The following is an 18,278-nucleotide window of genomic DNA, read 5'->3' on the forward strand; positions in this document are numbered from 1 at the left end:
CCCCCATGCGCCCCAGCCAGCGTCAGCCGGACCAACTGCGTCCCTTGCGCATTACCCGCCGCTTCACCCGCCATGCCGAGGGCTCCGTCCTGATCGAAATGGGCGACACCCGGGTCTTGTGTACCGCCAGCGTCGAGGAGTCGGTGCCCCCTTTCCTGCGCGGCAGGGGCCGGGGCTGGGTCACCGCCGAGTACGGCATGCTGCCCCGCTCGACCCATACCCGCAGCCCGCGGGAAGCGGCCAAGGGCAAGCAGAGCGGGCGCACCCAGGAAATCCAGCGCCTCGTCGGCCGCAGCCTGCGGGCGGTAATCGACCTGGAAGCCCTGGGCGAGCGGCAGATCACCCTGGACTGCGACGTGCTCCAGGCCGACGGCGGCACCCGCTGCGCCGCCATCACGGGCGCCTGGGTGGCCCTGCACGATGCCTGCGACGCCCTGGTCAAGGCAGGAAAGCTGGCGGCGAGCCCCCTGCGCGACCATGTCGCCGCGGTGTCGGTGGGGCTGTACGCGGGCACCGCGGTCCTCGACCTCGACTATCCGGAAGACTCGGATTGCGATACCGACATGAACGTCGTCATGACCGGCCGGGGGGGCCTGGTGGAGGTACAGGGCACCGCCGAAGGCGAACCCTTCACCCGCCCCCAGATGAATGTACTCCTCGATCTCGCCGAAGCCGGCATCCGGCGCCTGATCGCCGCCCAGGAAGCCGCCCTGGCCGCATGAAGCACCTCGTCCTCGCCTCCAACAACGGCAAGAAGCTCACAGAACTGCGGGCGCTTCTTGCCCCCCTGGGCATCGAGGTCACCCCCCAGGATGAACTGGGGGTTAGCGAAGCCGAGGAACCCCACGGCACCTTCGTCGAAAACGCGCTGGCCAAGGCGCGCCACGCTGCCCTCGCCACCGGCCTGCCGGCCCTGGCGGACGATTCCGGACTCTGCGTCGACGCCCTCGGCGGGGCGCCGGGGGTCATTTCCGCACGCTACGCGGGCGAGCCCAAATCCGACGCCCGCAACAACGAAAAGCTGCTCGCCGAACTCGCCGCCTTGCCCGGGGAGCAGGCGCGTGGCGCCCACTTCGCCTGTGTCCTCGTCCTCGTCCGGAGCGCGGATGACCCGCAGCCCCTCATCGCCGAGGGGGAGTGCCCGGGGCGCATCCTCGCCGCGCCCCGCGGCACGGGGGGCTTCGGTTACGACCCCCTGTTCTGGCTGCCCGAGCTGGGCAAGACCATGGCCGAGCTCGATGCCCAGGAAAAAAATGGCATCTCGCATCGCGCGCGGGCCATGGCCCGCCTGCTCGAACGCCTCGCCGACCGTCGCTGATGTCCCGCGTCATCCCCATCACCGCCGCGGCTCCAGCAGCGACGGGGAACCTGGAATTTCGCGTTTCCCCGCCCCTGGCCCTCTACGTCCATGTCCCCTGGTGCGTAAGGAAGTGCCCCTACTGTGACTTCAATTCCCACGAATCCCGGGAGCCCATACCCGAGGAAGCCTACCGCGCCGCCCTCGTCGCCGACCTGGAATCCGCCCTGCCCCTGGTCTGGGGCCGCCCCGTAGTCAGTATCTTCTTCGGCGGGGGCACCCCCAGTCTCTTGAGCCCGGATACGTTCGATCGTCTGCTGGCCGATCTGCGCATGCGCCTCCCGCTGCAAGGGGATGTGGAGGTTACCCTGGAGGCCAACCCCGGCACCGTGGAAGCTGGCCGTCTGGCCGGTTTCCGCGCCGCAGGGGTCAATCGCATTTCCCTGGGCATCCAGAGTTTCGACGACGCCTGCCTCAAGGCCCTGGGGCGCATTCACAGTGCCGCCGAGGCGAAGCAAGCGGTAGAAGCCGCTGCACGGCACTTCGACACCTTCAATCTCGACCTGATGTACGGATTGCCAGGACAATCACCCCCTGGTGCCTTGGAAGACCTCGAAACTGCGCTGAGTTTTGCGCCACCCCACCTGTCCTGCTACCAACTCACCCTGGAACCCAACACCGCCTTCGCCGCACGACCGCCAGCCGATCTCCCGCACGGCGATGCCTGCGCGGACATGCAGGAAGCCATCGAAGCACGGCTTGCCGCGGCCGGCTACGACCACTATGAAACCTCAGCCTTTGCGCAAACTCGCCATCACTGCCGTCACAACCTGAACTACTGGCATTTTGGCGACTACCTCGGGATCGGAGCAGGGGCTCATTCCAAGCTGACCCTTCACGACCGCGTCTTGCGACAGATGCGCTGGAAACATCCGGAGGCGTATCTGGAAAAAATATCGGCAGGGCAGCCCATTCAGGAAGAGACGGTGATTGCCGCGGACCAGTTGCCGATTGAATTCCTGATGAACGCCCTGCGCCTGGCCCAAGGTTTTACGGTGAGCCAGTACGAAGCCCGCACCGGCACCCCCTTCGCGCCCCTGCTATCCCAGGTTCGCCGCCTGACCGACGAGGGCCTGCTTTTTGTGGAGGGCGACCGGATTGCCCCCACCCCGCGCGGGCGCCGCTTTCTCAACGTTCTGCTGGAAAAATTCCTGCCCGACGCTTGAGAGCCCGGGAAACGCTCCGGGCGCTCCCCGGGGCTATTGCCCGCGGTGCCGCGTTCGTCCCCAGGCGAAGCCACGCCCGGACGCAATCCAGTCCTTCACCGTCGCGCCGCCGAGGTTGAGGATGCGCCGCTGCAGGATCATCCGGCGGTCATTGAGGCCCGCCGGGGGACCGAGGTTGGTGCAGCGGCGGTCGGAGCCGGCACGACGTTCGACAAAGTTCTGCATGGCTGATATTCCAAGATGGCGGTGGTGGCCCGAGGTCAGACGGAAGCAAGCGCGCCCCGCAACCCTACGCAGCGCAGCAAACTTCAGCAACAGGGGGATTTTACGAAGTGCGCCGAATGCCGTAAATGCCCAGCGGAGTCGAGCCCGCCATCAGGCCTCACGATGGCCATCGATGTAAAGCCAGCCGCTGGCGGTCTTGGCGAAGCGGCTGACTTCGTGCAGCCGATGTCCGCGCCCCGCCACCCGGTAGCGGGCGACGAATTCGACGGTAGCATGCTCTGCATCCTGCACCTCGTGGCGTCGCACCTCCAGGCCCAGCCATTTGGTCGCGCCGTCCTCGGCGAGGTCGAGGCTGGCCGGCCGGGTGTCCGGGTGCCAGGTGGACAGCAGGTAGTCGGCAAGCCCCAGCACGTAGGCGCTATAGCGGGCGCGCATCAAGGCCTCGGCCGTAGCGGCCGGGGTGCCGGCGTGGCAGGGGCCGCAGCAGGCGGTGTAGGGGCGGCCGCTGCCGCAGGGGCAGGGGTCGCCCTTGGCGCTCATTTTTCCTCTTTGACCTCGCCGCCCAGGGCGTCGACCAGTTGCGGCAGGAAGCGGGCGAGTTCGCCGGTCATCAGGGCGAAGTCGGCGTCGAACTGCTCGGCGGCGTTCTCGACGCTCTGCTCGGCCTCTTCCCTGAGCAGGTCGAGGAAGGTGAGGCGCTTGATTTCCAGCTTTTCGGTGAGCACGAAGGAAACGCGGTCGTTCCAGGTCAGCGCCAGGCGCGTGGGCAGCTTGCCGCCGGACAGATGGGATTTGATGTCCTCGCCTTCCAGGGGGTGGCGCACGTAGCGCACGGCGGCCTTTTCCTCGCCCACGGCCTTCAGCTCGCAGTCGCGGTCGATGGTGAAGCCGGCCGGGGCGTCGCCGCCAGCCAGCCAGTCGGCCATGGCGGAGGTGGGGGAGAGCTGGGTGTGGAGAAGCTGGAGGGGAAACTCGTCCAGGGACCAGCGCAGATGCTCGATGACCTCCTCGGCCTTGGCCGGGCTGCCGGCATCGACGCAGAACCAGCCGGCCTGGGGGTCGATCCAGACAAAGGTGGTGCGGCGCTTGGTGAAGGCCCGGGGCATCAGCTCCTCGGTGACGCGCTCCTTCAGCTCCCGCAATTGTTTGCGGCCAGGTTTGTAGCCCTGCTGCGCCTCGATGGCTTCGGCCCGTTCCTTGACCTCGTCGTTGATGACCGAGGAGGGCAGCAGACGCTGCTCGACGCGCAGGGCGATGAGCCACTGGCGATCGAGGGCATGGACGAGGGCGCCGTCACCGCGCGGGGAGACCCAGCCGCGACTCATGGCCTCGTGGCTGGGACAGCGCTGGAAGGGCCCGCGGGCGAGTTGTTCTTCGAGTTTGGCCAGTTCGATGCCCCAGGGCACCGGCAGGCGGTAGAGCTGCAGGTTCTTGAACCACATGGTCGGGTTTCTTAGAAGAGGTTGTTGACGACCCAGCGGTCCCGCTGGGCCAGGGTTTCCAGGCCCTTGAGGGCTTCGACCGTGGCGCCCTGCTGATGGGCATGGTCGAGGAAGGAGGCCAGGGCCTGTTCCAGGGGATAGTCGTATTGCCGCCACTCGGCGTCGAATTTGGCCCGGGTGGTGCGGGTCACCGTCAGGCGGCCGGACTTCATGGGCACCAGGCGGACGTTGGCGCCGTCGTGGCGGATGACGATGGCGGTGGTGCGGTGGGCATTCAGGACGATCATGGCAGACTCCTCAACGCTTCTTGAAAATCACGTCCCAGACGCCGTGACCAAGCCGCAACCCGCGGTTCTCGAACTTGGTCAGGGGCCGGTAGTCGGGGCGCGGCGCGAAACCTGTCCTGAGCTCAGTCGAAGGGCCTGTCCTGAGCTCAGTCGAAGGGCCATCGGCGCTGTTGACCAGGGTCGATTCGCCGGAGAGCACTTCCAGCATCTGGGCGCCGTATTCCTCCCAGTCCGTGGCGCAATGGAAGTAGCCGCCGGGCTTGAGACGCGAGGCCAGCAGCGCGACGAAGGGCGGCTGGATGAGGCGGCGCTTGTTGTGGCGCTTCTTGTGCCAGGGATCGGGAAAGAAGACGTGGACGCCGTCCAGGCTGCCCTCGGGCAGCATGTCGCGGACGACCTCGACGGCGTCGTGCTGGCAGATGCGCAGGTTGCCGAGGTCTTGGGTGGCGATGAGCTTGCACAGGGCGCCGACGCCGGGCACATGGACCTCGACGCCAAGGAAATCCCGGTCCGGGCAGGCGGCGGCGATCCTGGCGGTGGTCTCGCCCATGCCGAAGCCGATTTCGAGAATCTTCGGCGCCTGACGGCCGAAGACAGCGGTCAGATCGAGGGGGGCGGCAGCATAGGGAATGCCGATCCGGGGCATCATGTCCGCGTAGTAACGTTCCTGGGCCTCCGACATGCGGCCGGCCCGGCGCACAAAGCTACGGATATGGCCGTGATCCTCACCGGCGCGGCCGTCGGTGTAGATGCCTTCACTCATGAACCGATGAGCCCGCTGGTGGGGGAGGACGGATCGGCCGAGTAAAGCTTGCGCGGCATGCGCCCGGCCAGGAGGGCCTCGCGGCCAGCCTCGACGCCCTTCTTCATGGCGCTGGCCATGAGCACCGGATCCTTCGCATGGGCGATGGCGGTGTTCATGAGCACCCCGTCGCAGCCCAGTTCCATGGCGATGGCGGCGTCCGAGGCGGTGCCGACGCCGGCGTCCACGATGATGGGCACCTTGGCGTTGTCGATGAGGAGGCGCAGGTTCCAGGGGTTGAGGATGCCCATGCCGGAACCGATGAGGGAAGCCAGGGGCATCACCGCCACGCAGCCGATCTCTTCCAGCATCTTCGCCTGGATGGGGTCGTCGGAGCAGTAGACCATGACGTGAAAGCCGTCCTTGACCAGGGTTGCGGCGGCTTTCAGGGTCTCCGGCATGTTGGGGAAGAGGCTCTTGGGGTCGCCCAGGACTTCCAGTTTGCACAGGGGGTGGCCATCCAGCAGTTCCCGGGCCAGGCGCAGGGTGCGCACGGCGTCGTCGGCGGTGTAGCAGCCAGCGGTGTTGGGCAGGAGGGTGAAGCGCGACGGCGGCAGGGCGTCCAGCAGATTGGGCTGGGACGGGTCCTGGCCGATGTTGGTGCGGCGGATGGCGACGGTGACGATGGCGGCGCCGGAGGCATCGATGGCGGCCCGGGTCTCGGCGAAATCCCTGTACTTGCCGGTGCCGACTAGGAGGCGGGAGGCATAGGGGGTGCCGGCGATGGTGAGTTGATCCATGGCGATACTGAGAAGGGGAAAAGAGGGAAGGGAGAAGGGGTGGGGAATGCCTCCCCACACTTACCCTTCACAGAATATTCAAAATTCATCCACCGCCGACGGCGACGACGATTTCCAGGGCGTCACCATCGGCGAGCGGGGTCGTGTCATGCTGGCTCCGGGGCACGATCTCGCCATTTTTCTCGACGGCGATGCGCTTGCCGGCCAAACCAAGGGCGTCTACCAGCGCCGCGACGGTCAGGGCCTCGGCAAACCGGCGCACCGCGCCATTGACTGTCAGTTCGATCATCCGCCGGATTTTATCAGGCCCCGCGGCTTCCTCGGCGCGTTGGTGAAGAGGCGGTCGTAGAGCCAGTTGGGCATCAGGCGCAGGGCCTTGGCGACGAGGCCCATCTGCCAGGGGATGACGGTATAGCTGACGCCCCGGTCGATGGCCCGGATGAAGCGGCGGGCGGCCTCGTCGGCGGGGAGCAGGAAGGGCATGGAGTAGGGATTGACGGCGGTCATCGGGGTGGCGATGTAGCCCGGGGTGATGGTCACCACCGGGATGCCGTAAGGGCGCATTTCCAGGCGCAGGCTTTCCAGGTAGGCGATGGCGGCAGCCTTGGAGGCCGAATAGGCTTCCGCCCCCGGCAGCCCGCGGATGCCCGAAACCGAGGCGATTCCTGCCAGGCGACGCCGCCCACCGGCAGCCTTCATGGCGGGGATGAAGGGCGCGAAGGTGGCGGCCATGCCGAACACATTGGTATCCATGACCCGGCGGAAGACGGCCAGATCCTCGGCGTATTCGGTCAGGGTGCCCACCGACACGCCGGCGCAGGCGACAACGACGTCCGGAACGCCGTGGCGGCCCATGAAGTCCTCCGCTGCAGCAGCCAGAGCCGCTGCATCGGTGACGTCCAGGGCGTAACAGGCATGGCCGCCGCCGAGGCGCTGGTTCAGGGCTTGCAGAACCTCGCTGCGGCGCCCGGTGAGGCCGAGGCGGGCGCCCTGCCCCGCATAGCGCACGGCCAGGGCCTCGCCGATACCCGAGGAGGCACCGGTGAGGAAGACGGCTGCCGGCTTCATCGGGATGGGTCAGGGCCGGTGCGTCGCCGCGTCCGGATTATTCCAGGATCACTTCTTGTGGCCGCGGATTTCGGCGATCAGACGGTCGACGGTAGCCAGATTTTCAGCAGGCTGCCGCTCACCGACCAGATAGCGCCCCTGCACGCCCAAGGCCGGAACGCCCTGAATGCGATAGGCCTGGGCCATCTGGTCACCGCGCTTCACCTTGCTTTGCACGCCGAAGGAAGCGAAGGCGTCGGCGAATTTCTTGGGATCGACGCCCTTCTTGGCCACCCACTCGTTGATACCGCGCTCCTCGAAGAGGTTCTGGCGCTCGGCATGGATGGCCTTGAACACGTCGGCATCCAGACGGGCGAGGTCGCCGGTCGTCTCCAGCGCGTAGAAAAGGCGGGCGATATTGCTCCAGGCGGCGCGCCCGAAAGTGACGGGAACCTTGCGCACCACCACATCCGCAGCTTGCTTGGCGATCCAGGCGCTGAGGAGCGGGTGGAAGTCGCTGCAATGGGGGCAGCCGTAGCTGAAGAACTCGACGACCTCGATCTTGCCCGGGTTGTCGGTGGGCTGAGGCGGTTCGATCAGGACGTACTCCCGGCCCTGGCCCTGGGCAAAGGCAGGCAGGCTGGCGGCTAGGGCGCTTCCGAGCATGACGCGCACGGCGTCGCGGCGGGACAGGTTCATCATCACTCCTTGTTCTTGACGAGAGAGACTTCGATGCCCGACTTGGCAAGGTCGGAACGGATTTTGTTCACGTCCTCGGGACGGGCGAAGGGGCCGAGGCGGACACGGAAGTAGGTCTTGTCCTGGACCATGACCTGCTGCACCGTCGCCTCAAGGCCCATTAACGCGAGATTGGCTTTCTGGTTGTCCGCATCCTGGGCGGTACTGAAGGAACCGGCCTGGAGGAAGAGGGAAGGCTTGCTCTCCTTGGCGGCATCCTTCGCGGCGTCCTTGGGCTCTTCCTTCTTGACCTCGGGCGGTTTGGCGGCGGCCTTGTCCGGCACGGCCTCGGCCTTGCCGGGAAGGATGTCGTAGAACTGGAAGCGCTTCTCCGGCGGGGGGTCGCCCGGCTTGCCCGGCAGGGCAATGGGCTGGGCCGGCTTGCCGTCCGGCCCCACCGAAGCCTCGGGCCGGGGCGGCTGGGGCTTGGCGTTCTGGAAGGGCATGGGCGATTTGTTGAGGTACCAGACCACCCCGGCGGCGATGCCGACACCGAGGACCAGGCCGATGAACATGCCGACCAGGGTTCCTCCGCCAGACTTCCTGGCGACGGACTTGGTCCGCCGGGGCTTGGCGGCGCGGCTCATGCCGGCGCCCCGGGCCGGACGCGGCGGGCGGGGTTGGGGTGAATGACGTTCATGGACCATCCTTACATCGATTCGGGGCAGGAGACGCCCAGCAGCGCCATGCCGTTGCGGATCACCTGACGCACGGCGGCGGCCAGGGCCACCCGGGCATCGCGCAGGGCGGCATCGTCCACCAGCATGCGCTCGGCGTTGTACCAGCCGTGGAATTCGCCGGCCAGCTCCTTCAGGTAGAAGGCAATCTGGTGCGGGGCAAGCTCCTTGGCGGCCGCATCGATGATATCGGCAAACTCAGCCAGCTTGTTGGCGAGGGCCAGCTCCCTGGGATTTTCCAGGCGTGCCAGGTCGGCGCTGCCCAGATCGGCGAGATCGCCCCCCCACTGGGAGACGACGGAACAGATGCGGGCGTGGGCGTACTGGATGTAATAGACCGGGTTTTCGTTGGTCTGGCTCTTGGCGAGATCGAGATCGAAATCCAGATGCTGGTCGGATTTGCGCAGGGCGTAGAAGAAACGGCAGGCATCGTTGCCCACTTCGCCGCGCAGCTCGCGCAGGGTGACGAATTCACCCGAGCGCGTGGACATGGAGGCCTTCTGGCCGTTGCGGTAAAGCACGGCAAACTGGACCAGGGCCACGTGCAGCCGGGCGGGATCGAGTTCCAGGGCGGCGATGGCGCCCTTCACCCGGGGGATGTAGCCGTGGTGGTCGGCGCCCCAGATATTGATGATCTGATCGAAGCCCCGCTCGTACTTGTTCAGGTGGTAGGCGATGTCGGAGGCGAAATAGGTATAGAGGCCGTTCTCGCGCTGCACGACGCGGTCCTTCTCGTCGCCGAAGGCGGTGGACTTGAACCACTTGGCGCCGTCCTGCTCGTAGAGGTGCCCCTTCTTTTCCAGCAGATCGACGCAGCGGGCGACCAGTCCGGTGTCGTAGAGGGCCTTTTCGGAAAACCAGACGTCGAACTCGACGCCGAATTCTTCCAGGTCGTTGCGGCAGTCGGCCAGTTGTTCAGAAAGCGCGTGGCCATGGACGTAGGACCAGTCGGGACCGAGAAGCTCCTTGGCGCGGGCGATCAGGGCGTCGAGATGGAGTTCGCGCTGCTGTTTGGCCTCGTCATCCGCCCGGTCGGCGGCGGGCAGCCCGGGAGTGCCCGCCAGGACGGCCTCGCCAGGGCGCAGGAACTGGGTACCATGGGCCGATTGCATCTGGCGCGCCATGTCCCGCACGTAGTCGCCCTGGTAGGCATTGGGCGGAAAGGGAACGGCGACCCCCAGGAGATCGAGGTAGCGCAGCCAGGTGGACAGCCCCAGGATGTCCATCTGCCGGCCGGCGTCATTGACGTAATACTCGCGGGTCACGTCCCAGCCGGCGAAGGCCAGCAGGGCGGAAAGGGAAGCCCCGTAGGCGGCGCCGCGGCCGTGGCCGACGTGCAGCGGCCCGGTGGGGTTGGCCGAGACGAATTCCACCTGAATCTTGCGCCCGCCCCCTTGGGCCGAACGGCCGTAGGCGGCACCCGCGGCAAGAACGGCCTCCACCGCCGCCGTCTTGGCATCGGTTGCAAGGCGGAAATTGATGAAGCCGGCACCGGCGATTTCCGCCGCCTGAACCAGGGAAGTCGGCGGCAATTCGCGCACCAGTTGCTGGGCGATTTCCCGCGGGTTCTTCTTGAGGGCCTTGGCCAGCTGCATGGCCAGATTGGTGGCGAAATCCCCGTGGGAGGGATCCCGGGGGCGTTCCAGATGAATGGGGGTATCGGCGGCGGCCGGTGCCACGCTGGCCAGGGCCTGCCTGAGCAGTTCGGTCAGCTGGGTCTTGACGTCTTGAGCCATTGATTATTGGCGAAAAAGCAAAGGGGCGATTATACGATGCGCTTTTCCCCCCCGGCGATTCTGTGTACATTCGGGCGTCCTGATTCAACGCCCCGCCCGCCGTGCGCCTCTTTCGCCTCCTCAAGATCATCTCCGTCGCCAGCCGCTATGGCCTGGACGAGATGGTCCTCGAACACGAGCCCACGGGCTATCTCGTCCGCTTCACCAACGCCTTGCAATTCTGGCGCCGCCTCACTGCACCGCGGGCGGTGCGCCTGCGTCTGGCCCTGGAGTCCCTGGGGCCCATTTTCGTCAAGTTCGGCCAGGTGCTCTCCACCCGCCGCGACCTGATGCCGACGGACATCGCCGACGAACTGGCCAAGCTGCAGGACCGGGTGCCGCCCTTCGACTCCCAGCTCGCCCTGAAGGAAATCGAAAAGGCCTACGGCCGGCCCGCCAGCGAGGTCTTCGCCGAGTTCGACCCGACGCCCACCGCCTCCGCCTCCATCGCCCAGGTCCATTTCGCCCGCCTCAAGCCCGAAGATGGCGGCCACGAGGTGGCAGTCAAGATCCTGCGCCCCAACATGCTTTCGGTCATCGAGCACGACCTGGGCCTCATGGACACCCTGGCCCTGCTGCTGGAAAAGCTGTGGTCCGACGGCAAGCGCCTGAAACCCCGGGAAGTGGTCGCCGAGTTCGCCAAATACCTGCACGACGAACTGGACCTCATGCGGGAAGCGGCCAACGCTTCGCAACTGCGGCGCAATTTCACCGATTCGAACCTCCTCATCGTGCCCGAGGTGCATTGGGATTTCTGCACCTCCACGGTGATGGTCATGGAGCGCATGGTCGGCACGCCCATCTCGCAGACCGACCGCCTGCGGGAACAGGGCATCGACATGGAAAAGCTCTCCGCCGCCGGCGTCGAGATCTTCTTCACCCAGGTCTTCCGCGACGGTTTCTTCCATGCCGACATGCACCCCGGCAACATCTTCGTCGCCCCCGACGGCCGCTACATCGCCCTGGATTTCGGCATCGTCGGCACCCTCACCGACTCCGACAAGAACTATCTGGCCCAGAACTTCCTCGCCTTCTTCCGCCGCGACTACAAGCGGGTGGCCGAGGCCCACATCGAATCCGGCTGGGCCCCTAAGGACACCCGCGTCGACGAGTTCGAGGCCGCCATCCGCGCCGTCTGCGAGCCCATCTTCGACCGGCCCCTCAAGGAAATCTCCTTCGGCCGCGTGCTGCTGCGCCTGTTCCAGACCTCGCGCCGCTTCAACGTGGAAATCCAGCCGCAACTGGTGATGCTGCAGAAAACCCTGCTCAACATCGAGGGCCTGGGCCGCCAGCTGGACCCCGACCTCGATCTGTGGAAAACCGCCAAGCCTTTCCTCGAACGCTGGATGAGCGAGCAGGTGGGCTGGCGCGGGCTGTTGCGCACCTTCAAGCAGGAGGCGCCCTATCTGGCCCGCACCCTGCCCCAGCTGCCGCGCCTGGTGCACCAGGCCCTGGCCCAGCCGGCCAAGGCCGACCTGCAACCACAACTGGAAAAGCTCATCGCCGAGCAGCAGCGGCAGAACCGCTGGCTGACCATCATCGCCATTCTGCTGGCGGTGGTGGCGGGGGTGCTCCTGTCGCGGGTCGTAGGCTAGAAGAGGAACGGCTCCCGCGCCGGCGTCTGGCCGGCGACTTCCCGGGCCTGGCCGTCGGCGTCGAAGACCCGTACCTGGCGCGGGCGGAACCAGATGGCCTGGCCGATTTCCAGGTTCAGGGCCTCGTGGCGCTCCCGGGAGAGCTCCACTTCCACCACTTCGCTCTCGTGCAGCAGTTCGATACGCACCACCGGCCCGATGGGATGGACGTGGGAAACCGTCGCCGGCAGGGCGTTGTCCAGGGGCTGCTGCGAAAGGTCGATGTCGTGGGGACGCACGAAGGCGGTGGTGCCCTCGCCGGGGTTGCGCTCCACTGCGGCGAAGCCGCCCTGGACGCGGCTGTGGAAGACATTGACGTTGCCCAGGAACTGATAGACGAAGGGCGTCGCCGGCGCCGAATAGACCTCGTCCGGCGAGCCGATCTGCTCGATGCGGCCGTGGTTCATCACCACCACCCGGTCGGCGACTTCCAGGGCCTCCTCCTGGTCGTGGGTGACGAAAACCGAGGAGATGTGCATGTCGTCGTGGAGGCGCCGCAGCCAGCGGCGCAATTCCTTGCGTACCTTGGTGTCCAGGGCGCCGAAGGGCTCGTCGAGAAGCAGCACCTTGGGCTCGACGGCCAGCGCCCGGGCCAGGGCGATGCGCTGGCGTTGGCCGCCGGAAAGCTGCGACGGGTAGCGGTCGGCCAGCCAGTCGAGCTGGACGAGGCCGAGCAATTCCATGACCCGGCGCTTGATCTCCGCCTCGGCCGGACGCTCCTTGCGCGGCTTGACCCGCAGGCCGAAGGCCACGTTCTCGAACACCGTCATGTGGCGGAACAGGGCGTAGTGCTGGAAGACGAAACCGACGTTGCGCTCCCGGGCGTGCAGGTGGGTCGCCTCGGCACCGGAGAAGAGAATCTCGCCCTGATCGGCGGTCTCCATGCCGGCGATGATGCGCAGCAGGGTGGTCTTGCCGCAGCCGGAGGGGCCGAGCAGGGCGACCAGTTCACCGGTGGGGATGTCGAGATTGATGTTGTCGAGCGCCACGAAGTTGCCGAAGCGCTTGGAGATATTGCGGATTTCGATGCTCATGAGGTTTTCTCGCCGGGGAGTTCAGCGTTCAGCATGTCGGTCTCGGCCTTCATGCGCCATTCGACGACGGTCTTGGCCACCAGGGTGACCAGCGCCAGCAGGGCCAGGACCGAAGCGGCGGCGAAGGCGCCGATGGCGTTGTATTCGTTGTAGAGAATCTCGACGTGCAGGGGCAGCGTATTGGTCTCGCCGCGGATGTGACCGGACACCACGCTCACCGCACCGAATTCCCCCATGGCCCGGGCGTTGGAGAGGATCACGCCGTAGAGCAGGCCCCACTTGATGTTGGGCAGGGTCACCCGCCAGAACATCTGCCAGCCGGAGGCGCCGAGGGACACCGCCGCCTCTTCCTCGTCCTTGCCCTGGGACTGCATCAGGGGGATCAGTTCCCGGGCGATGAAGGGGAAGGTGATGAACAGGGTAGCGATGATCATCCCCGGCACGGCGAAGATGATCTTCACGTCGTGGTCGGCCAGCCAGGGGCCCATCCAGCCCTGGGCGCCGAAAATGAGGATGAAGATGAGGCCCGCCACCACCGGCGACACGGCAAAGGGCAGGTCGATCAGGGTAATGAGCAGGCTCTTGCCCTTGAAGTCGAATTTGGCGATGGCCCAGGCCGCCGCCACGCCGAAGAGGATGTTGAAGGGCAGCACCGCGAGGGCGATGACGACCGTGAGCCAGATGGCCGAGCGGGTTTCCGGCTCCTTGAGCGCCTCCAGATAGGCGGGCAGGCCCTGGGCCAGGGCCTCGACGAAGACCGCCACCAACGGCAGGCCGAGGAAGAAAAACAGGAAGCCGAGGCCGATGGTCAGCAGCGCAACACGCACCCAGGCCGGTTCCTGGGTGGCGCGGGTGAGCTTGTCGGTACTCATGCCGACACCCCTTGCGCCTTGCCGGCGGCCACTTCCAGGGGCTCGCTGTTGCGGTATCGATTCGCGGCCCACCATTGCAGCAGGTTGATGGTCAGCAGCAGCACGAAGGAAATGGCCAGCATCATCACCGCCAGCGCCGTGGCGCCCAGCACGTCGTACTGCTCCAGCTTGGAGATGATGAGCAGGGGCACGATTTCCGACACCAGGGGCAGGTTGCCGGCGATGAAGATGACCGAGCCGAATTCCCCCAAGGCCCGGGCGAAGGCCAGGGCGAAGCCGGTGAGCAGGGCCGGGCCGATAGCCGGGAAGATGACGCGGGCAAAGGTCTGCCAGCGGGAAGCGCCGAGGGAAGCAGCGGCTTCCTCGACCTCGGTCTCGATATCCTCGATCACCGGCTGCAGGGTACGCACGACGAAGGGCAGCGTGACGAAAGTCAGTGCCACGACGATGCCCAGGGGCGTGTAGGCCACCTTGAGGCCCAGGGGTTCGAGATGGCTGCCGAGCCAGCCGTTGCCGGCGTAGAGCGTGGCCAGGGTGATGCCGGCCACGGCGGTGGGCAGGGCGAAAGGCAGGTCGACGAGGGCATCGACGAAGCGCTTGCCGGGGAAGGAGTAGCGCACCAGCATCCAGGCCGTGATCAGCCCGAAGAAGGCGTTGATCGAGGCCGCCAGCAGCGAGGAGACGAAGGTGACGCGAAAGGCGGCCAGGGAGCGCTCACCCAGGGCGATGTCGAGAATCTGGCCCCAGCCGAGCTGGGAGGCTTTCAGCACCATGCCGCCCAGGGGCAACAGGACCAGCAGCGAAAGGTAGACGAGCGTGTAGCCCAGAGCGAGGCCGAAGCCGGGCAGGACGCGGCGGGAAGGAGAAGGCATGGGAGCGGTGGGGCTGAATGGGCCGCAGGGGGGGGAACAGGGCCGGGGGTGATCCCGGCCCGTCGATCCAGCGGCAGGCTTACTTGGCGACGTAGATCTGGTCGAAACTGCCGCCGTCCTTGAAATGGGCCGCGAAGGCCTTGTTGGCACCGCCGAAGACTTCATCCACGGTGAAGGTCTTCACCGGCGGAAAGAAGGGGGCGTACTTCTTCAGCAGCTCGGCATCCCGCGGCCGCAGATAGTTCTGGGCGGCGTTCTCCTGGCCTTCCTTGGACCACAGGTATTCCAGGTAGGCCTCGGCCTGCTTGCGGGTGCCCTTCTTGTCCACCACCTTCTCCACCACCGCCACCGGGAATTCGGTCTGCAGGGTCAGGCTTGGATAGACCACCTCGAAATTGCCCTTGCCGAATTCCTTGGCGATGAGTTCCGCTTCGCATTCGAAGGTGATGAGCACGTCACCCATGCCCCGTTGCATGAAGGTGGTGGTGGCATCCCGCCCGCCGGCGGCGAAGAGGGGCGCATTCTTGAGCAAATTGCCGAGGAACTCCTGGGCGCTCTTGTCGCTGCTGCCGGGCTGCTTCAACGCCCAGGCCCAGGCGGAGAGATAGGTGTTGCGGCCATTCCCCGTATTTTTGGGGTGGGGGATGATGATCTGCACACCGGGCGCCGCCAGGTCGCCCCAGTCCTTGAAGCCCTTGGGGTTGCCCTTCTTCACGATGAAGACCATGGCCGAGGTATAGGGCGAGGCGTTGTTGGGGAATTTCTTCGCCCAGTCCTTGGCCACCAGGCCCTTCTCGGCCAGGAACTCGATGTCGTTGGCCTGGTTCATGGTCACCACGTCGGCCTCCAGGCCATCCGCCACCGCGCGCACCTGCTTGCTGGAACCGCCGTGGGACTGCTTCAGTTCCAGGCTCTCGCCGGTCTTGGCCTTCCAGTGCTTCTGGAACAGCGGGTTGTAGTCCTTATACACGTCGCGGGCAACGTCGTAGGAGGCGTTGAGCAACACCGTATCGGCTGCGGCGCCGAAGGCGCTGCCAGCCAGGCACAGGGCAGCGAGCAATTTGGAAAAAGCGGACATGGCGAGCCTCAGGTCAGGAGAGACCAGAAACTTTAGCGGATGCTGTTATAACAACAAAGACAAAATAGTGATTTGGATATATCCGTTGCCATGGGTTGGGGCGGCCGGATGCCCCTGCCGCCCCCGCTTCACTTCTTCGTATAAATCCGGTCGAAGGTGCCGCCATCGGCGAAGTGCTGCTGTTGTGCCTTGCGCCAGCCGCCGAAGACGCCGTCGATAGTGATCAGCTTGAGCTTGGGAAAGCTGGCGGCGTAGCGGGCGGCCACCTTCGCATTGGTGGGTCGGTAGTAATGGCGGGCGGCGATCTCCTGCCCCTCCTCGGAATACAGGTAGTCCAGGTAGGCCTGGGCGGTGAGCCGGGTGCCGTGTTTATCTACCACCTTGTCCACCACCGCCACCGGCGGTTCGGCAAGGATGGACTGGCCGGGAGCGACGATCTCGAACTTGTCCTTGCCCAGTTCCTTTACCGCCAGCAGCGCCTCGTTCTCCCAGGCGATGAGCACGTCGCCCAGGCCTCGTTCGACGAAGGTCGTGGTGGCGCCCCGGGCGCCGGAATCGAGGACGGGCACGTTCTTGAACAGGGCAGTGACGAAGTCGAAAGCCTTCTGCTCGTTACCCCCCGGCTGCTTCAGGGCCCAGGCCCAGGCGGCCAGGTAGTTCCAGCGGGCGCCGCCGGAAGTCTTCGGGTTGGGGGTGATGACGCCGACACCGGGCTTGGCCAGATCGCCCCAATCCTTGATGCCCTTGGGGTTGCCCTTCCTCACCAGAAAGACGATGGTCGAGGTGTAGGGCGAGGCGTTGTTCGGAAAGCGGCTTTGCCAATTGGGCACCACCAACCCCTTGTCGGCCAGGGTGTCGATGTCGTAACCCAGGGCGAGGGTCACCACATCGGCTTCCAGCCCATCCCACACCGACCGCGCCTGCTTGCCGGACCCGCCGTGGGACTGCCTGATCTGCACGTTCTGGCCCGTCTTGGCTTGCCAGTGCTTGGCAAAAGCGGCGTTGAAATCCTTGTACAACTCCCGGGTCGGGTCGTAGGAGACGTTGAGGAGAGTGATGTCGGCAGCAGCCGGGCCGGCGAGGCCCAGGCCCAGGGCGAGTGCGGCGGCAATGCGGCGGCAATGCGGCGAAGGGAGCGGGGAAGCATGGCGTGAATTCCTGTCGTTGCGGGAAAGGCCACTGTACGTGGGCGGTTGGCCGGGCTGAACGAAGGAATTCTTCTTTGGATATATGGGATACAAGGGGCTACGGGGAAGTCTGCGGCAGGCGGCGTAGTCAATGTCGCCTTCCCCGAAGGAAAGAAAACTTTAGCGACAAACGCTAACGTGTATAAAAAATGACGATTTCTATTCACTTCGTCCGTGATCTGTATAAAAATGTCGATTCCTTAAACATGTCCAGACTGGCGTATATAGAAGATCCGTTTTTCTATACACGGCGGTTCTTTCCGATTGCCGTCATGCCCACTCTGCCGCCCCTGGAATCACTGAACCCTGCCCGCTTTGACACGGCGCCGATCCTGAAGCGGCTGGCCAGTGCCAGCCGGGCCTTGGCCGAGTTGAAGGGCGTGGCGGGGTCGATTCCGAACCAGAGCATCCTGATCAACACGCTGGGCTTGCAGGAAGCCAAGGACAGTTCGGAAATCGAGAACATCGTCACCACCCACGACGAGCTGTTCAAGGACGACGTGCTGCCGGAATCCTTTGCCAATCCGGCCGCCAAGGAAGTGCTGCGCTACCGGCAGGCGCTGCATCTCGGCTATCGCCTGGTCCGCGATACGGGCCTGATTACCGCCAACCACATTGTCGAGATGCAGGCCGAGCTGGAGCGTAACAACGCCGGTTTTCGCAAGCTACCCGGCACGGCGCTGAAAACCGCGGCAGGCGAAACGGTCTATACCCCGCCGCAGAACCCGGCGGAAATCGTCGCGCTGATGAGCGACCTGGAGCGCTTCATCAACGACGGCGAGCGTTTCCCGGCCGATCCGCTGATCCGCATGGCCCTCATCCACCACCAGTTCGAGAGCATCCACCCGTTCTACGACGGCAACGGCCGCACCGGGCGCATCCTGAATGTGCTTTATCTGGTCAAGGAAGGGCTGCTCGATGTGCCGGTTCTTTACCTCTCGCGCCATATCGTGCGCACCAAGGCGGATTACTACCGCCTGCTGCAGGCCGTGCGCGATGCCGATGCCTGGGAAGAATGGGTGCTGTACATGCTGGAAGCCGTGGAGCAGACCGCCGGCCAGACCATCCGGACGATCCACGCGATCAAGGCGGCGCTGTTTGACTACAAGCACCGCATCCGCGAGGAATACAAGTTCTACAGCCAGGACCTGATCAACAACCTGTTCATGCACCCCTACACCAAGATCGAGTTCGTCGAGCGCGACCTCGGCGTCTCCCGCCTGACCGCCAGCAAGTATCTGGATGCGCTGGTCGCCGGCGGCTTCGTGCAGAAAAACAAGATCGGGCGCAGCAACTACTACGTCAATCTGGCGCTGAATCAGATTCTGCTGGCCTAGTCGCAACG

21 protein-coding genes are annotated in these 18,278 nt (G+C 65.5%); 5 read left to right on the forward strand and 16 right to left on the reverse strand.

Features of this window, described 5'->3' with window-relative positions; genetic code table 11:
* The first annotated feature begins 5 nt into the window (after positions 1-5).
* Genes rph through IPM73_14810 form a run of 3 tightly spaced genes read left to right on the forward strand, consistent with a single transcriptional unit; the run spans position 6 to position 2,523 of the window.
* Positions 6-722: a ribonuclease PH gene (gene rph, locus IPM73_14800; protein MBK8919270.1), complete on the forward strand. Its 717-nt coding sequence runs from the start codon at positions 6-8 to the stop codon at positions 720-722.
* Complete coding sequence (gene rdgB / locus IPM73_14805) at positions 719-1,318, forward strand: RdgB/HAM1 family non-canonical purine NTP pyrophosphatase (GenBank protein MBK8919271.1); 600 nt, start codon at positions 719-721, stop codon at positions 1,316-1,318. The genes rph and rdgB overlap by 4 nt, the downstream gene beginning before the upstream one ends.
* The gene (locus IPM73_14810; protein MBK8919272.1) at positions 1,318-2,523 is read left to right on the forward strand and encodes an oxygen-independent coproporphyrinogen III oxidase-like protein; all 1,206 of its coding nucleotides are present in this window, start codon (positions 1,318-1,320) and stop codon (positions 2,521-2,523) included. Before rdgB ends, IPM73_14810 begins: the two co-directional genes overlap by 1 nt.
* A 33-nt stretch (positions 2,524-2,556) precedes the next feature.
* On the opposite strand, the gene IPM73_14815 is transcribed toward IPM73_14810, so the two are convergent.
* The 11 genes from IPM73_14815 to IPM73_14865 form a co-directional block, all read right to left on the reverse strand.
* Positions 2,557-2,748 carry a hypothetical protein gene (locus tag IPM73_14815; GenBank protein ID MBK8919273.1) on the reverse strand — a complete coding sequence of 64 codons (192 nt, stop codon included), beginning with the start codon at positions 2,746-2,748 and terminating at the stop codon, positions 2,557-2,559.
* Between the two features lie 150 nt (positions 2,749-2,898).
* A complete protein-coding gene (locus IPM73_14820; GenBank protein MBK8919274.1) occupies positions 2,899-3,288 on the reverse strand; it encodes an SEC-C domain-containing protein in 390 nt (129 codons plus the stop codon).
* A complete protein-coding gene (locus IPM73_14825; GenBank protein MBK8919275.1) occupies positions 3,285-4,190 on the reverse strand; it encodes a recombination-associated protein RdgC in 906 nt (301 codons plus the stop codon). Before IPM73_14825 ends, IPM73_14820 begins: the two co-directional genes overlap by 4 nt.
* 11 nt (positions 4,191-4,201) lie before the next feature.
* Entirely contained in the window at positions 4,202-4,477 is a 276-nt protein-coding gene (locus IPM73_14830; protein MBK8919276.1) for a hypothetical protein, read from the reverse strand.
* Positions 4,478-4,487: 10 nt separating this feature from the next.
* On the reverse strand, positions 4,488-5,240 hold the full coding sequence (gene trmB, locus IPM73_14835; GenBank protein ID MBK8919277.1) for a tRNA (guanosine(46)-N7)-methyltransferase TrmB: 753 nt from the start codon (positions 5,238-5,240) through the stop codon (positions 4,488-4,490).
* On the reverse strand, positions 5,237-6,019 hold the full coding sequence (locus IPM73_14840) for a thiazole synthase (protein MBK8919278.1): 783 nt from the start codon (positions 6,017-6,019) through the stop codon (positions 5,237-5,239). Before IPM73_14840 ends, trmB begins: the two co-directional genes overlap by 4 nt.
* An 85-nt stretch (positions 6,020-6,104) precedes the next feature.
* Positions 6,105-6,308: a sulfur carrier protein ThiS gene (gene thiS, locus IPM73_14845; protein ID MBK8919279.1), complete on the reverse strand. Its 204-nt coding sequence runs from the start codon at positions 6,306-6,308 to the stop codon at positions 6,105-6,107.
* The gene (locus IPM73_14850) at positions 6,305-7,087 is read right to left on the reverse strand and encodes an SDR family oxidoreductase (protein ID MBK8919280.1); all 783 of its coding nucleotides are present in this window, start codon (positions 7,085-7,087) and stop codon (positions 6,305-6,307) included. The genes thiS and IPM73_14850 overlap by 4 nt, the downstream gene beginning before the upstream one ends.
* Before the next feature lie 48 nt (positions 7,088-7,135).
* Positions 7,136-7,765: a thiol:disulfide interchange protein DsbA/DsbL gene (locus IPM73_14855; GenBank protein MBK8919281.1), complete on the reverse strand. Its 630-nt coding sequence runs from the start codon at positions 7,763-7,765 to the stop codon at positions 7,136-7,138.
* Positions 7,766-7,767: 2 nt separating this feature from the next.
* The gene (locus IPM73_14860) at positions 7,768-8,391 is read right to left on the reverse strand and encodes an SPOR domain-containing protein (protein MBK8919282.1); all 624 of its coding nucleotides are present in this window, start codon (positions 8,389-8,391) and stop codon (positions 7,768-7,770) included.
* Between the two features lie 62 nt (positions 8,392-8,453).
* Positions 8,454-10,217 carry an arginine--tRNA ligase gene (locus IPM73_14865; GenBank protein ID MBK8919283.1) on the reverse strand — a complete coding sequence of 588 codons (1,764 nt, stop codon included), beginning with the start codon at positions 10,215-10,217 and terminating at the stop codon, positions 8,454-8,456.
* A gap of 101 nt (positions 10,218-10,318) precedes the next feature.
* On the opposite strand from IPM73_14865, the gene ubiB reads away from it, so the two are divergent.
* Positions 10,319-11,851, forward strand: a complete 1,533-nt coding sequence (gene ubiB / locus IPM73_14870) for a ubiquinone biosynthesis regulatory protein kinase UbiB (GenBank protein MBK8919284.1) — start codon at positions 10,319-10,321, stop codon at positions 11,849-11,851.
* Here ubiB and IPM73_14875 read toward each other — a convergent pair.
* The 5 genes from IPM73_14875 to IPM73_14895 form a co-directional block, all read right to left on the reverse strand.
* A complete protein-coding gene (locus IPM73_14875) occupies positions 11,848-12,924 on the reverse strand; it encodes a sulfate ABC transporter ATP-binding protein (GenBank protein ID MBK8919285.1) in 1,077 nt (358 codons plus the stop codon). The two genes, ubiB and IPM73_14875, sit on opposite strands and share 4 nt — an antisense overlap.
* Positions 12,921-13,796, reverse strand: a complete 876-nt coding sequence (gene cysW, locus IPM73_14880) for a sulfate ABC transporter permease subunit CysW (GenBank protein ID MBK8919286.1) — start codon at positions 13,794-13,796, stop codon at positions 12,921-12,923. The genes IPM73_14875 and cysW overlap by 4 nt, the downstream gene beginning before the upstream one ends.
* Positions 13,793-14,668 (reverse strand): sulfate ABC transporter permease subunit CysT, encoded by an 876-nt coding sequence (gene cysT, locus IPM73_14885; protein ID MBK8919287.1) that lies wholly within the window; start codon positions 14,666-14,668, stop codon positions 13,793-13,795. The genes cysW and cysT overlap by 4 nt, the downstream gene beginning before the upstream one ends.
* A 79-nt stretch (positions 14,669-14,747) precedes the next feature.
* Positions 14,748-15,746 (reverse strand): sulfate ABC transporter substrate-binding protein, encoded by a 999-nt coding sequence (locus IPM73_14890; GenBank protein MBK8919288.1) that lies wholly within the window; start codon positions 15,744-15,746, stop codon positions 14,748-14,750.
* Between the two features lie 128 nt (positions 15,747-15,874).
* A complete protein-coding gene (locus IPM73_14895) occupies positions 15,875-16,858 on the reverse strand; it encodes a sulfate ABC transporter substrate-binding protein (GenBank protein MBK8919289.1) in 984 nt (327 codons plus the stop codon).
* Between the two features lie 347 nt (positions 16,859-17,205).
* Between IPM73_14895 and IPM73_14900 the strand changes: the two genes are divergently transcribed.
* On the forward strand, positions 17,206-18,270 hold the full coding sequence (locus IPM73_14900) for a Fic family protein (protein ID MBK8919290.1): 1,065 nt from the start codon (positions 17,206-17,208) through the stop codon (positions 18,268-18,270).
* Positions 18,271-18,278: the final 8 nt, after the last annotated feature.

Source organism: Betaproteobacteria bacterium (assembly GCA_016720065.1).
Taxonomy (GTDB): domain Bacteria; phylum Pseudomonadota; class Gammaproteobacteria; order Burkholderiales; family Rhodocyclaceae; genus SSSZ01.

Bases quoted from the DNA above. Each gene is read 5' to 3' on its own strand.
- rph (MBK8919270.1), top strand. From the start codon at position 6: ATGCGCCCCAGCCAGCGTCAGCCGGACCAACTGCGTCCCTTGCGCATT.
- rdgB (MBK8919271.1), top strand. From the start codon at position 719: ATGAAGCACCTCGTCCTCGCCTCCAACAACGGCAAGAAGCTCACAGAA.
- IPM73_14810 (MBK8919272.1), top strand. From the start codon at position 1,318: ATGTCCCGCGTCATCCCCATCACCGCCGCGGCTCCAGCAGCGACGGGG.
- IPM73_14815 (MBK8919273.1), bottom strand. From the start codon at position 2,748: ATGCAGAACTTTGTCGAACGTCGTGCCGGCTCCGACCGCCGCTGCACC.
- IPM73_14820 (MBK8919274.1), bottom strand. From the start codon at position 3,288: ATGAGCGCCAAGGGCGACCCCTGCCCCTGCGGCAGCGGCCGCCCCTAC.
- IPM73_14825 (MBK8919275.1), bottom strand. From the start codon at position 4,190: ATGTGGTTCAAGAACCTGCAGCTCTACCGCCTGCCGGTGCCCTGGGGC.
- IPM73_14830 (MBK8919276.1), bottom strand. From the start codon at position 4,477: ATGATCGTCCTGAATGCCCACCGCACCACCGCCATCGTCATCCGCCAC.
- trmB (MBK8919277.1), bottom strand. From the start codon at position 5,240: ATGAGTGAAGGCATCTACACCGACGGCCGCGCCGGTGAGGATCACGGC.
- IPM73_14840 (MBK8919278.1), bottom strand. From the start codon at position 6,019: ATGGATCAACTCACCATCGCCGGCACCCCCTATGCCTCCCGCCTCCTA.
- thiS (MBK8919279.1), bottom strand. From the start codon at position 6,308: ATGATCGAACTGACAGTCAATGGCGCGGTGCGCCGGTTTGCCGAGGCC.
- IPM73_14850 (MBK8919280.1), bottom strand. From the start codon at position 7,087: ATGAAGCCGGCAGCCGTCTTCCTCACCGGTGCCTCCTCGGGTATCGGC.
- IPM73_14855 (MBK8919281.1), bottom strand. From the start codon at position 7,765: ATGAACCTGTCCCGCCGCGACGCCGTGCGCGTCATGCTCGGAAGCGCC.
- IPM73_14860 (MBK8919282.1), bottom strand. From the start codon at position 8,391: ATGAGCCGCGCCGCCAAGCCCCGGCGGACCAAGTCCGTCGCCAGGAAG.
- IPM73_14865 (MBK8919283.1), bottom strand. From the start codon at position 10,217: ATGGCTCAAGACGTCAAGACCCAGCTGACCGAACTGCTCAGGCAGGCC.
- IPM73_14875 (MBK8919285.1), bottom strand. From the start codon at position 12,924: ATGAGCATCGAAATCCGCAATATCTCCAAGCGCTTCGGCAACTTCGTG.
- cysW (MBK8919286.1), bottom strand. From the start codon at position 13,796: ATGAGTACCGACAAGCTCACCCGCGCCACCCAGGAACCGGCCTGGGTG.
- cysT (MBK8919287.1), bottom strand. From the start codon at position 14,668: ATGCCTTCTCCTTCCCGCCGCGTCCTGCCCGGCTTCGGCCTCGCTCTG.
- IPM73_14890 (MBK8919288.1), bottom strand. From the start codon at position 15,746: ATGTCCGCTTTTTCCAAATTGCTCGCTGCCCTGTGCCTGGCTGGCAGC.
- IPM73_14900 (MBK8919290.1), top strand. From the start codon at position 17,206: ATGCCCACTCTGCCGCCCCTGGAATCACTGAACCCTGCCCGCTTTGAC.